This window comes from Propionibacterium sp. (assembly GCF_047719395.1).
Classification (GTDB): domain Bacteria; phylum Actinomycetota; class Actinomycetes; order Propionibacteriales; family Propionibacteriaceae; genus Propionibacterium.
Genome location: NZ_JBDNTB010000016.1, coordinates 14435 through 27674 on the forward strand (window position 1 = coordinate 14435; position 13240 = coordinate 27674).

Below are 13240 nucleotides of genomic sequence, written 5' to 3' on the forward strand. Positions count from 1 at the left end.
ACCAGGCACGCATTCTGCGTCATGGTCACTGCCCATCACGGGCTTGGCCGGCGAGGTACTGCTGCACCACGGTGACGTTCTCGTCGCCCAAGCCATCCTCGGTGAGCCCGATGAACACCTGCCTCAGGGCATCGGTCAGCGGCGTGGCGGTGGTCGTGGCCTCCGCAATGCCCTGCACGAAGCCGAGGTCCTTGACCATGAACTTCGCCGCCCCCGAGGGATGATGGTCGTGATTCACCAGGCGATCCTTGTTCACGGTGAGCAACCGGCTGCCCGCGAATCCACCCTGCAGCAGGGTGAACATGGCCGCCACGTCCATGCCGCTGCGCTCCGCCAGCAGCGACGCCTCGCCCAGTGCGCTCACGGTGGCGGCGACGATCAGCTGGTTGCAGGCCTTGGCAGTCTCACCGCAACCGAGCGGCCCCAGGTGCACAGGATTGCCGAGCGAATTCAGGATCGGCATCACTCGGCTCACATCCTCGTCCGAACCGCCGACCATGATTGCCAACGTCGCCTCCTTGGCGCCCTCCTCGCCACCGGAGACCGGGGCATCCACCAGGTGCACGCGGCCCTGCGTGGCGTCCCGCAACTCCTCGCCGAGGGCGATCACGCCTTGTGGGTCCACAGTTGAGGAGACCACTACGAGGGCCTCGCGGGCAGCCCCGTTGAAGCCGGCGACAAGACCGTCGTCCTTGAAAAGCACCTCGCGCACATCGGGCATGTCGGGCACCATGAGGATGACCACCGAGCATGCCCTGGCAAGGTCTTCGGCGGAATCGTGCCACACGCCCGCGGCACCCACCTTCCGCGCGACATCCATGGCATGACGTGCGGTGACGTGCACCCCGCCGGGCAGCGCACTGCACAGATGCTGCGACATCGGCCCGCCCATGGAGCCGAGACCGATGATGCCCACCGTCTCCGTTGACGTCTGGGGTTCTGACAACACGTTGATATCTGCTGGCATGGTGCTCTCTTCTTCTGCTGGCGTCGTCGCCACGGATGAGACTGTTGGGTGTGTGTCCCGGACAGCGGCACGGGATGCGATTTCCGGTCCGCTGTGACCAGGCATGAACCAAGACTATCCGCATAATTCAGCCAGGAGAACGGCATTCACCTCAATGAACACCGGTATAGTCATCTGTGCCGGTGTCGATCGAGGACACCCATCCCGAGGTTGTGATGATGCATGAGTGAAGACAAGAAGCTTCGAATCGCTGTGGCCGCACCCCTCCACGACGACTCCGTTGCGCTCATCGAGGAGCGCGAACCCCGTGTCGAAGTGGTGAAGGACGATTCGCTGATCGCACCGATGCGCTGGGCAGCCGATTTTTCCGGTGACCCGGCATTTCACCGCACCGAAGCCCAAGACGTCGAGCTGCGGGCCCTGCTCGACTCGGCGGACGTACTCTTCGGCAAGCCCGATGCTGCTTCTGGTGGCATCACCCGCGCAGTGCGGGACAATCCCAAGCTGCGCTGGGTCCAGCTGCCCGCGGCTGGCGGCGGCGGCCAGGTCAAGGGTGCACACCTGACCCGCGAGGAACTCGACCGGGTCGTGTTCACCACGGGCTCCGGCCCGCATGCCGGCCCGCTGGCAGAATTCGCCATCTTCGGCATCCTGGCCGGGTTCAAGGATTTGGCCCGCCTTCAGGCTCAGCAGCGCGACAAGCTGTGGACCGGCAGGTGGGAGATGCGCGAGATGGACGAGAGCACGGTGCTCGTGCTCGGCCTGGGCCACATCGGCCGCGAAGTGGCCGCCAAACTCCATGCCCTCGGCGCCAGGGTGATCGGCACCAGCCGGCACACCGACCTGCAACTGCCCAATGTGGACGAGATCGTCTCCCCCGCCGAGCTGGTCTCAGTGGTGGGACGCGTCGATGCCATCGTCAACACCCTGCCCGGCACCGATGCCACGAAGAACCTTGTCAGTGCGGAAGTACTGGCGGCCGTGAAACCCGGCGCCACCATCACCTCGGTCGGACGCGGCACCGTCATCGACGAAACCGCGCTGGTCGAGGCCCTGAAGGACGGCCGCATCGGGCAGGCTGTGCTCGACGTCTTCGCCACCGAACCGCTGCCCCAGAACAGCCCGCTGTGGACTCTGCCCAATGTGGTCGTCAGCCCGCACACCGCGGCGAACAGCCCCAAGGAAGAACGGCTCATCGCAGAGTTGTTCGCCGACAACGCAACGCGCTTCCTGGACGGCAAGCCGCTGCGCAATGTCGTGAACACCGTCGAGTTCTACTGACCCCCACCCCACGGGGGCCCAACAAAGGGAAGACACCATGACTGTCACCGATCCGTCAGCGCAGACGGGTACCTCCAGTCCAGCTCCTGCCGTCAGCCGCGCGGTGATGATCCTGTCCACCCTGGCCGAGGGGCGGGGCACAGAGCTCTCGCTGGCCGATCTGGCCAGGGCGATCGGTGCACCCAAGTCGTCGGCCTTCAATATCTGCGTGGTGCTCGAACAGGCCCAGCTGATTTCCAAAAGGGAATACGGATATGTGCTCGGGCGACGCAATGTGGAGCTGGGTGGCGCCTATCTGACCGGATTCGACCAGGTGCGGGAGTTCTACCGCGCCTGCTCGTCCTCGCCAGCACTGCGGGAGGAACTGGTACACCTGGCAGTGCTCGACGGAACCGACGTGGTCTATCTCGCGCGTCACGAAGGAGCCGCGCCGCTGAGGCTGTCGGCAGGTGTCGGTGACCGCTTCCCCGCCTCCATCACTGCCGTGGGCAATGCCCTTCTGATGGCGCTGGACCCCCATGATGTGGAAGCACGTTATGCGGCTGTCGGCGACTTCCCCAGCTACACGTCTCATTCGACGAAGACGTTCGAGGAGCTCCAGGCGAAACTCGAGGCTTCCCGGGAGCGCGGATACTCGTTGGACCGCTCTGAAACCTTCCCCAACGTGAACGGAATCGCAATGCCGGTGCCCGCCCGCCATCCGGGTGAGAATGCCCTGGCCATCGGGGTGTCCTTCATCGGCTCCACAGATGACTTCCAGGTGCCCGAGGAGCGCATGATGCGGGTGGCAGAGGCGCTGCGCGAGGCTGTGCGCCAGCTGACCAATCCGATGTCGCGCGATGCGCTGATGGCTCCCTGAGCCAGATCCGGCAGATCACTCTCGGGAATCCACCCACAGACACGGCAGTCACGGCTCAGGCATCGCCCTACGGGTTCGCCCGGCTGTCACTGCCGGTGTGCACGTGCACTCGCCGGACACCCCCGCAAGGCCCGGCAGATTTCCAATTGATCATCCCAATTCGTTCATTACTATGGACACCGTTCAGAATGCTGGATATGCTGGGGTGCAACGCAGCGAAGCGAAACAACCGCATTGAAGCGGCAATCATTGGGCACCGGTACTCGCTGGAGCTCATTCGTGTTCTGCAAGGGAGCAGTGATGAATGCACATTTCGCGCATGAGGTGGCGGAGACATCTCGAGGCCATGACGACCCCGAGTACGCCGAGAATTTGCAACGGGCAACCCTCGCCAGCTCGGTGGGGAGCGCGTTGGAATATTACGATTTCGCGCTGTACGGCTTGGCCTCAGCGCTGATCTTCGGCAAGCTGTTCTTTCCCGCCCTGGGCGAGGGAACAGCACTGATAGCGTCCCTGGCCACCTTCGGAGTCGGGTTCCTGGCCCGGCCGATCGGCGGCTTCTTCTTCGGCGCAATGGGCGACCGGCTCGGACGCAAGACCGTGCTGCTGATCACCATCGCCCTGATGGGCGGCGCCAGCACCCTCGTCGGCGTGCTGCCCACAGGTGAGCAGATCGGCATGTGGGCTCCGGTGCTGTTGATCTTCCTGCGGCTGTGCCAGGGCTTCGGCGCCGGCGCCGAGCAGGCCGGCTCCACCACGCTGATGGCCGAGTATGCACCGCCAGAACGACGCGGCTTCTTCGCCGCACTTCCCTTCATCGGCATCTACCTCGGCACGCTGCTGGCGTCCGGTGTGTTCGCCCTTGTCACCATGGTTCCCGATCACCTGCTCTTCTCGTGGGTGTGGCGCGTGCCCTTCCTGCTCTCCGTGGCTCTGATCGCCGTGGCGGTGTGGATCAGGTCCCACCTTCGCGAGAGCCCCACCTTCATCACACTGGAGGCCCAGGACGAGGTTGTGGATCACCCGCTGAAGGACCTCATGCAGCACTCCCGCGGCAATGTGCTTCGCGGCATCGGCCTGCGGATGGCTGAGAACGGCGGTTCATACCTCTTCCAGACCCTGGCCGTCTCCTTCGCTGTCATGTGGGGCGTCACCAAGTCGTGGGGTTCGCTCGCGGTCGCCATCAGTTCCGTCATCGGCATTTTCACCGTTCCGCTGGCTGGCAAGATCTCCGACCGGGTCGGCCGCAAGCCCGTCTATCGCACAGGCGCCGCGGTCATCATGGTGGTCGCCTTCCCGGGCTGGTACCTGCTGTCGAAGGGCAATGTCGCTCTGGCCATCATGGTCATCACCGTGGCCATCAGCTTCGGCGTCTGCATCATGCTGGGTGCGCAGTGCGCGATGATGCCCGAGCTGTTCGGCAACCGGCGTCGCTACATCGGTGTCGCGTCTGCCCGTGAGATCTCCGCAGTGCTGGCCGGTGGTCTTGCCCCGATCCTCGGCGCCTGGCTGCTCAACATCACGCACAAGGCGTGGTGGCCGCTGGCGATCTACGCTTTCGTGCTCGGCGGCATCACCTTTGTGACTACCTTCCTGGTTCCAGAGACCAAGGGCCGCGACCTCACCCTGCTGACCGATGCCGGTGAGAAGGAGCCCGCCCAGGAAGCAGAACAGCTGGCACCCCTGTCCGAGGACGACTCCAGCCGCCTGACCCTCGACACCACTCCGATCGACGTCACCACGGACGTCCTCGGAACTACCGAGATCAAAGCATCCAAAAGGATCATTTCCTGAGTCCTGTGTGATGTGCGGGGCATCGTCGCTGATGCTCCGCACCTCCCGGGGAAGTCAACTGTTGAACAAGGAGCAAGCATGAGATTGGCACGAATCCAGACCCCCCAAGGGCCTCGCCAGGTGGTTCAGGACGGTGAGAACTGGGCGGTCGTGAAGGATCTCTTCGCGCTCGAGCTGGAGCGCACCGGGGAGGTCTTCCCTGTGCAGGGCGCCACGCTGCTGGCACCCACACAGCCGCTCGTGGTGCTCGGCATGGCGCACAATTCCGGGCCCGAGGATCGTAAGCTCCCGCCGCAGGCGTTCAGCAAATCGGCCCGCAGCGTTGTGGGGCCGGGCGCTCCGGTGGAACTGGACCCCACGCTGGGCCAGATCAACATCGAGGGCGAGCTCGTGGTGATCATGCGCAAGACCAGCCGCCGTCTCACTCCCGAAGAGGTGCCGGAGTCGATCCTGGGCTACTGCATCGGCAATGATGTCACCAATGTCACCCAGGCTGATCTGGACGAGAAGATGACGCAGGTGAAGAACGGCGACGGATACACCCCACTCGGCCCGTGGATCGAGACCGATCTCGACCCCGATCATCTGCGCATCGACGTCAGCCTGGACGGCCAATCCGTCGCCTCGGCCAACACAGATGGACTGGCCTGGAACATCACCGAGCAGCTGGTCTGCCTGACGCGCTATCTCACGCTGGGGCCGGGCGATGCCCTGCTCACCGGGTCGCCGTCCACCTGGGCGACCATCAGCCCTGGTCAGCGCACCGACATCACGATCGAGGGTATCGGCACCCTGTCGAATCCGTCGGTCCAGGTGTCTGCACTGGCCTCTGCGTCTGTGTGAGCTGCACAACTTCAGTTGCGTGATCTGTGCCCGGTTCCGGCTGTTCGCCGGAGCCGGGCACATTTTTCGGCCGATCCGCGCCGAAGAGCGGCATAGAATGACATCGGCGATGGAACCCGCCCGGGCTCAAAGCCCAAACCGCCGTTTTGGCTGACAGTCCCTACCCGTGAATGCACGGGCAGAGGCTGTGGTGCCCTCCCCCGTGTGCTGAACATGAGGAGTGCGTTATGTCTGTGCCCGCTATTTCATCAGTCACTGCCCTGGAGATCCTCGATTCCCGAGGACGCCCGACCATCAAGGTTGGGCTGTCGCTGTCTGGGGGCACCCATGCGGAGGCAATGGTGCCGTCCGGAGCTTCCACGGGCAGCCGTGAGGCCGTTGAGCTGCGTGACCACGAGGGTGCACGTTTTCACGGACTCGGCGTCCTGAAGGCCGTGCACAATGTCACCGGTGAGATCGCCAGAACCCTCTGCGGGCGTTCTTTCGACTCTTTCCAGGAGCTGGACAAAGAACTCATCGCCCTCGACGGCACGCCGAACAAGTCCCGCCTCGGGGCCAATGCCATTCTGGGCGTCTCGATGGCCTACACCCGCGCGCTCGCCGCCGTGGAGGGGAAGGAACTCTTCCAGTTCCTGCCGGGGATCGCCAGCCAGCCCCCGCGCCTGCCAGTGCCCTGTTTCAATGTGCTGAATGGCGGTGTCCATGCGGCGAACCCGCTGGACTTCCAGGAGTTCATGATCAGCCCAATCGGAGCCACTTCGATGCGCGAGGCGGTGCGGGCGGGTGCCGAAATCTATGCCACCTTGCGCGACCAGCTGAAGGCCGCGGGACACCCTGTGGGCCTGGGCGACGAGGGAGGTTTCGCGCCTGACTTCAGCGAACCAGAGCAGGCGCTGGAGGCCCTGGTCCGGGCAATCGACGGGGCAGGCCATGTGCTGGGGCCCGGGGGCGTGGCGATCGCGATGGATCCGGCCTCCTCGGAATTCCACCAAACTGACGGTGGCTATCTTGTCAACGGGAAGCACATCAGTAGCGACGACATGATCAAGCGCTATGCAGACATCACGGCAAACTTCCCGGTTTGGTTGCTCGAGGACGGCCTGGCGGAGAATGACTGGGCCGGTTGGGAAAAGCTCACGGCCACCCTCGGTGACAGACTTGAGCTGGTCGGCGATGACATCTTCTGCACAAATCCGGCCATCATCAAGAAGGGCATCGAGCAGCACGTCGCGAACGCCTCGCTGATCAAGCTGAACCAGATTGGCACGGTGAGTGAGACTCTGGAGGCCATGAACGTGTGCGCGAAGGCCGGATATCGCCAGTTCATGTCCCACCGCTCGGGCGAGACCCCCGATACATTCATCGCGGATCTCGCCGTGGCCACCGGCTGCGGCCACATCAAGACCGGGGCGCCTGCCCGCGGCGAGCGCGTCGCCAAATACAACCGGCTCATGGAGATCGAGGCCGAGCACCCCGATCTCGACTACGGTCTCGCCTGACGAGCTGGACCAGGTTCTGACCACTGTGCCCGGTTCCGGCTGTTCGCCGGGGCCAGGCACAGCTGCGCTCGACAAACTTCAGACGTCAATGACGAGCACGATCAGCTCTCAATGCGCTCACCGCATCTGCCAATGGCAACTGCCTGCCGCACCGGCCATCGGCTCGAGCAAGGACCTCGGCAAAGTCGGCTGAGCAGCCTCGTCGGGACACTCAGCGGCAAAGCAGATGGCGGAGTGCTCATCACCACGTGTTCCTGGATGGGTGCGAGCGCCCTGGCTCGGGTGGCCGGGATGCCGAGTGCGGTGGCGCGGCGTTCGTTTGCACCCTCGCCGGTTCCTCGTTCGACGAGGATGTCTGACAGCTGCGCCAGCGAAGCGTCAAGCCACACGGCGCCTCGGGCGCGAGGAGCCCGTACAGACCGGCGACGCTGATGTCCGAGGCCGCAAAGTGGCGGGCGCGGACCGGCCTGGCACGACGATCATCTTCGTCAAGAACCAGCGTCACCCTGAATTCATCCGGCAGCGTTTCGGCATTGCCCATCCCGAATACGCCGGGAAATTCGCCCAGGTGGTCACCCATGCCACTGACTACGCCAGTCGCTGATCGACGACTTCTCGGTCGAGGAGAAGGCTCCGCATGGCGCAATTTCCGTCGACATGCCCGACACTGGAATTGATGTGCACGAGGTAGTCAACCTGGTGTTCCTCAAGAAAGTGCACCCAAGGACCAAGTTCTGGCAAATGATCGGACGCGACACCCGACTGTGCCTCGATCTCTGTGGATCGGGCCAGGACAACACCGATTTTCTGGTACTTGATTTCTGCAGTGATCTCCAGGGCTTCGGGAAAGAAGGCTCTGCTGGAGCAGAGACCCCGCTGCTGGGAGCAGCGGCAGGCAACGAGTGGTGGATCGACGTCACTCTGCCGATACTCCCGGCGAATCCGTCTCCGTCGACCTGCACGGAGTCACGCCATCCCGGAGAACGTTGCCCGGCCCTGCACGCACTGCGGGTGAGTCCCGAACATCACCCCGACGAGACAGCCGACTCCCCCGACGCGGTCGTCAACGGCCTTGCGGCTGGCACCACGATCAGCGCGAATATCGCCATGATGCCGACAGCCAGCAGCGCGTGCAGCACTCCGAAGTGGTCACCCAGGAAGCCCAGCAGCGACGGGCCACCCAGAAAGGCGCCGTAGCCGATGGTGGACACCACCGAGATCCGGTAGGACGTCCGCAACGGATCATCCCCAGCAGCCGACATGCCGACCGGGAATCCAAGGCTCGCGCCGACACCCCAGATGGCGGCGCCGACGAAGGCCAGCCAGGGCGGGCCGAGGACCACCAGCAGGCAGCCCACCACCGCAGCACTGAAGAGCACCCGCAGCACCGCCACCCGACCATAGCGATCGAGCATGGCGGTACCGAGAATGCGACCACAGGTCATGAACACCAGGAAGACCGACAGCGCCACCACGCCGAGAGCGGTGGGCAGGTGATGACCCTCCACGAAGGCCACTGCCATCCAGTCATTGGCTGCGCCCTCGGTGAACGCAGCCGCGAGTACCATGACGCCGATGAGCAGGGTCCTCGGCTCGGTCCAGGCCGATCGCGCCGCCGGCGCCACGACGGCAACCTGGTCTCCAGCCGTGGTTTCGGCGCGCGTCACCATGCCATCGGGCAGGTATCGCCCACTGCCCCACCATGCGGCGATGCCGACGACCACGACCATCCCGGCGATGTGCGCGAGCAATGGTACGTGCAACCAGATCAAACCTGCCGAGACGAGGGCAGCGACCACCGTTCCGCCGCTGAACGCAGCATGGAACCAGGGCATGATGGCGTGTCCGGTCTCCACCTCGATGAAGGTGCCCTCCAGATTCTGGGCGACATCCCAGATGCCGATGCCCAGCCCGGTGAGGAACATCGTGAGGATCATCACCGGCAGCGGCGCCCTCACGGTGATGGCGACCGCGGCCATCAGCAGACCTGGCAGCATGAGGAACAGCCCGAGCCGCACGGTGTTGCGAGTGCCGATGGCCCGCGCGATGCGCCCGGCGATCGGCAGGCCGCACAACGAGCCGAAGGATACGCCCAGCAGCAGAATGCTCAGCTGGCCGGGGCTGAACCCCAGGTGCTGCTTGATGTCGGGGATCCTTGACGTCCAGCTCGCTGTGGCCATGCCATTGACGGCGAACACCAGCAGGTCACCATTGCGTGCCCAGATGGTGGCGCCACCGCCGGTGTCGTGTCGTGCGCTCATGGTCCCCCTCGTCCAGCCAATCCTCGTATACCCCATAGACCGTGTGTGCCGTCAGTGCCCGAACGCTCCGGTCAGATCATTGTGGCGCAGCCGGGGGCCGCCGGTGATTGACCCTGACTCAGCACTCCGGACATCCTCCGAGCTGACCCTGACCAAACCAGAGATGGCAGCGATGTGCACATCGTGGACGAAATCCAGAAAGGCGAGTAAAATTTCGAATTTCGCCCGTTTTGGGTTCCATCCACCCTTCGAGAAAAATGAAAAATTTCTTTGATTGTCTTCAGAAATCATAATTTCCCGCTGAACCGCCGCTTTCTCAAAATCCCTTGCAGGAGTCCCGGACAGCGCATATCGTGAGAAGACCGAAAGTTACTTATGCAACGTGGCATAAGTTTTAACTCTTAGGTCATGAATCCACAAGGAGCATCATGCGATCACGGTTTCGATCATTTTGATTCCACGGCTTGACCCTGATTTCGGTGGGTGCCTTGGCGTTGTCGGGCTGTTCGGGGAATTCTGGCTCAGGGTCATCCGGCGGCGCCGCCGACCGCGGCCCCATCACCTATGTGCAGGGCAAGGACAACAACAATGTCGTCCGCCCCATCCTGCAGAAGTGGAACGACGCGCACCCGAACGAGCAGGTCACGTTCAAGGAGCAGTCGGACAATGCCGACCAGCAGCACGATGATCTGGTGCAGCATTTCCAGGCCAAGGATCCCAACTACGATGTGGCGTCGATCGATCTGATCTGGACCGCTGAGTTCGCCGCGAAGGGCTGGCTGCAACCCCTCAAGGACCAGTTCGCCATCGACACGTCCGGCCTGATGAAGCCCACCGTCGAGGGCGCCACATACAACAACACGCTCTATGCGGCACCGATGGTCTCCGATGGCGGCCTGCTGTTCTACCGCAAGGATCTTGTTCCGACTCCTCCCGGCACCTGGGACGAGATGATGTCGGAGTGCAATATCGCCAAGCAGAACAACATGGACTGCTATGCAGGCCAGTTCGCCCAGTATGAGGGCCTGACCGTGAATGTGGCCGAGGCGATCAACACCAATGGCGGCACGATCATCGCCCCCAACAGCACGACGCCGACCCTGGACACCCCCCCAGGCGAAAGCCGGTCTACAGAGGTTGGTCACCGGGTTCAATGACGGCAACATCCCCCAGGCCGCGCTGACCTATCAGGAGGAGCAGGGCCGCCAGTCCTTCGAGGCCGGCAAGCTCATGTTCATGCGCAATTGGCCCTATGTCTACTCGCTGGCCTCCACAGATGGCTCCTCGGTGGTGAAGGACAAGTTCGGGGTGGCACCGCTGCCAGGTGTGGTCGGTGTGAACAATGGTGTGGGCGTCTCGAGCCTGGGTGGTCACAACCTCGGGATGAGTGCCTACTCCAAGCACAAGGGCACCGCGCTGGACTTCATGAAATTCATCGAGTCCGAGGAGATTCAGCGTTTCTTCGTGACCCAGGCCTCCAATGCACCGGTCATGGAGAAGCTCTACGACGATCCGGATCTGAACAAGCAGCTGCCTTACCTGTCCACCCTGAAGACCTCGATCCAGACCGCCATGCCCCGCCCCGTGACGCCCTACTATCCGGCAGTCACAAAGGCGATCCAGGACAACTCGACCGACGCCCTGAAGGGTTCGAAGAGCGTTGACCAGGCCCTCACCGACATGGGCAATGCGATTAAAGCCGCGTCGGGAAGCTGACGAGGCCACCATGTCCACATCTGCGAAGACACCTGGCGGGGTGCGTCCTGGCGGCGCACCCCGCAGGGGTGAGCCGGAACGGATCGGCCTGCAAGATATGCACCGACGCCAGGTTCGCAATGCCTGGCTCCTCATTGCCCCGACCCTTTTCCTGCTGGTCGTGGTGATCGGCTATCCGATCGTCAACGCCGTGATCATGTCGCTGCAGAAGGATCCTGGCCTCGATCCTGCCACCGGATTCTTCGCCGACGGCGGTTTCGCCGGGATAAGCAATTACTCGCACTGGCTGCTCCAGCAGTGCTCCTCGGCATCGGGCAACGTCCCCTGCCCGCCCGGCTCACTCGGCTCGCAGTTCTGGCCATCCACCTTCACCACGCTCTTCTTCACCGTGGTCACTGTGCCGCTGGAGACGGTATTGGGCTTCTGGTTCGCCATCATCATGAATCGGGCCTTCAAGGGCCGGGGCATGGTGCGCACGGCGATCCTGGTGCCCTGGGCCATCCCCACTGCAGTCACAGCGAAGCTGTGGTACTTCCTCTTTGCCGTGGCTGGAATCATCAATGTTCTGCTAGGAAAGCAGATCCTGTGGACCAGCGACGCGTGGGCATCCCGCTTCGCGATCGTGGTCATCGACACCTGGAAGGCGACGCCCTTCATGGCGCTGCTGATCCTGGCAGGGCTGCAGCTGATCTCCGAAGACGTCTATGAGGCGGCTCGGGTGGACGGCGCGTCGACGTGGAGGATCTTCTGGTCCATCACCATCCCGCTGGTGCGCCCGGCACTGATCGTGGCGGTGCTGTTCAGGATCCTCGATGTGCTGAGGATCTATGACCTGCCAGCCATCTTCGGCGGCGGCAATGCGACAGCCACCTGGTCGATACTCGTGGTGCAGCAGATGAGACAGGGACCCAATGTCGCGTCGGCGCTGTCAACGATCGTCTTCCTGTTCATCTTCTTCATCGCCTTCATCTTCGTGCGCTTCCTCGGTGCCGATCTGCTCGGTCGCGGGCGGCAGAAGGGCCGGGGCAAGCCCGGAGGCCCGCTGACGGAGGAAGAAGTCCCCAAGGAGCCGCCCTTGATCTCGGGGCCGGCCCACTCCGCCACATTCGCCCCGAAGGATCCCCGTGCCGAGTCACAGGGTCACGAACGGCAGAAGGCAGGTGTGAAATGAGCAAGTTGGCAGAAAGAAAGCGTCGTTCACAGTCCACCCGCACCTGGGTCAGCGCCATCATCATCATGGTGTGGTGCCTGCTGCCGTTCTATTGGATGGTCGTCACGGCATTTCGCAAAGTCGACTACACCTTCGACACCACACCCTGGCCCACCCATGTGACACTGGACAATTTCAGCACTGCTCTGTCCACCCACTGGGGCAATCATCTGGGGCACGCCTTGCTGAACAGCCTCATCATTGGCGTCTGCGTCACCCTGGTGGCGCTCATGGTGGGCGTGTTCGCCTCCTATGCGCTGAGCCGCTTCGAGTTTCGGGGCAAGGCGATCGTAATGGGAGCCATCATGGGAGCCTCGATGTTCCCCGGCGTGGCGCTGCTGACCCCGCTGTTCCAGCTGTTCACCACGATCGGCTGGATGGGCACCTACCAGGCGCTGATCATCCCGGAGATCTCTTTCGTGCTGCCGCTGACTGTGTACACGTTGGTCTCGTTCCTGCGAGAGATGCCATGGGATCTGGAGGAGGCCGCCCGGATTGACGGGTGCACCCCGGCACAGGCATTCCGCAAGATCCTGCTGCCGCTGGCCGCACCGGCCATCTTCACCACGGCGATCCTGGCGTTCATCTCCTCCTGGAACGAGTACCTGATCTCCAGTCAGCTCTCCAATGATTCGACCCAACCGGTGACAGTGGCCATCGCGTCGTTCACCGGCACGCTGCCCCACCAGGAGCCCTACACCGCGGTGATGGCCGCCGGCACGATCGTGACAGTGCCGCTGGTCATCGTGGTGCTGCTGTTCCAGCGGCGCATCGTGGCCGGCCTGACCGCCGGTGGTGTGAAGGGCTGAT

13 protein-coding genes and 1 riboswitch are annotated in these 13240 nt (G+C 63.4%); of the genes, 10 read left to right on the forward strand and 3 right to left on the reverse strand.

Annotated elements, in window-relative coordinates; genetic code table 11:
* Window positions 1-25 precede the first annotated feature (25 nt).
* Window positions 26-1000 (reverse strand): NAD(P)-dependent oxidoreductase, encoded by a 975-nt coding sequence (locus ABF648_RS04345; protein WP_415631067.1) that lies wholly within the window; start codon window positions 998-1000, stop codon window positions 26-28.
* Between the two features lie 189 nt (window positions 1001-1189).
* Here ABF648_RS04345 and ABF648_RS04350 point away from each other — a divergent pair, with 189 nt between their 5' ends.
* From ABF648_RS04350 to ABF648_RS04375, 6 genes are all read left to right on the forward strand, one after another.
* Window positions 1190-2248, forward strand: coding sequence for a D-2-hydroxyacid dehydrogenase (locus ABF648_RS04350; RefSeq protein ID WP_415631068.1), 1059 nt, complete (start codon window positions 1190-1192; stop codon window positions 2246-2248).
* Between the two features lie 37 nt (window positions 2249-2285).
* Complete coding sequence (locus ABF648_RS04355) at window positions 2286-3107, forward strand: IclR family transcriptional regulator (RefSeq protein ID WP_415631069.1); 822 nt, start codon at window positions 2286-2288, stop codon at window positions 3105-3107.
* Window positions 3108-3407: 300 nt separating this feature from the next.
* A complete protein-coding gene (locus ABF648_RS04360; RefSeq protein WP_415631070.1) occupies window positions 3408-4901 on the forward strand; it encodes an MFS transporter in 1494 nt (497 codons plus the stop codon).
* Between the two features lie 78 nt (window positions 4902-4979).
* Entirely contained in the window at window positions 4980-5744 is a 765-nt protein-coding gene (locus ABF648_RS04365; RefSeq protein WP_415631071.1) for a fumarylacetoacetate hydrolase family protein, read from the forward strand.
* Between the two features lie 96 nt (window positions 5745-5840).
* Window positions 5841-5914: riboswitch (Fluoride riboswitch) on the forward strand.
* A gap of 57 nt (window positions 5915-5971) precedes the next feature.
* Window positions 5972-7243 (forward strand): phosphopyruvate hydratase, encoded by a 1272-nt coding sequence (gene eno, locus ABF648_RS04370; RefSeq protein ID WP_415631072.1) that lies wholly within the window; start codon window positions 5972-5974, stop codon window positions 7241-7243.
* A gap of 448 nt (window positions 7244-7691) precedes the next feature.
* Window positions 7692-7847 (forward strand): hypothetical protein, encoded by a 156-nt coding sequence (locus ABF648_RS04375; RefSeq protein ID WP_415631073.1) that lies wholly within the window; start codon window positions 7692-7694, stop codon window positions 7845-7847.
* Between the two features lie 421 nt (window positions 7848-8268).
* Here ABF648_RS04375 and ABF648_RS04380 read toward each other — a convergent pair whose 3' ends face one another.
* Complete coding sequence (locus ABF648_RS04380) at window positions 8269-9504, reverse strand: MFS transporter (RefSeq protein WP_415631074.1); 1236 nt, start codon at window positions 9502-9504, stop codon at window positions 8269-8271.
* A 51-nt stretch (window positions 9505-9555) separates the two neighbouring features.
* A complete protein-coding gene (locus ABF648_RS04385) occupies window positions 9556-9795 on the reverse strand; it encodes a hypothetical protein (protein ID WP_415631075.1) in 240 nt (79 codons plus the stop codon).
* Window positions 9796-9968: 173 nt separating this feature from the next.
* Between ABF648_RS04385 and ABF648_RS04390 the strand changes: the two genes are divergently transcribed.
* The 4 genes from ABF648_RS04390 to ABF648_RS04405 are packed head-to-tail and all read left to right on the forward strand — an operon-like array spanning window position 9969 to window position 13239.
* On the forward strand, window positions 9969-10661 hold the full coding sequence (locus ABF648_RS04390) for an extracellular solute-binding protein (RefSeq protein ID WP_415631076.1): 693 nt from the start codon (window positions 9969-9971) through the stop codon (window positions 10659-10661).
* Window positions 10642-11220 carry an extracellular solute-binding protein gene (locus tag ABF648_RS04395; RefSeq protein WP_415631077.1) on the forward strand — a complete coding sequence of 193 codons (579 nt, stop codon included), beginning with the start codon at window positions 10642-10644 and terminating at the stop codon, window positions 11218-11220. The genes ABF648_RS04390 and ABF648_RS04395 overlap by 20 nt, the downstream gene beginning before the upstream one ends.
* A gap of 10 nt (window positions 11221-11230) precedes the next feature.
* Window positions 11231-12391, forward strand: coding sequence for a carbohydrate ABC transporter permease (locus ABF648_RS04400; RefSeq protein ID WP_415631078.1), 1161 nt, complete (start codon window positions 11231-11233; stop codon window positions 12389-12391).
* Complete coding sequence (locus tag ABF648_RS04405; protein WP_415631079.1) at window positions 12388-13239, forward strand: carbohydrate ABC transporter permease; 852 nt, start codon at window positions 12388-12390, stop codon at window positions 13237-13239. Before ABF648_RS04400 ends, ABF648_RS04405 begins: the two co-directional genes overlap by 4 nt.
* The last annotated feature ends 1 nt before the right edge of the window (window position 13240 follow it).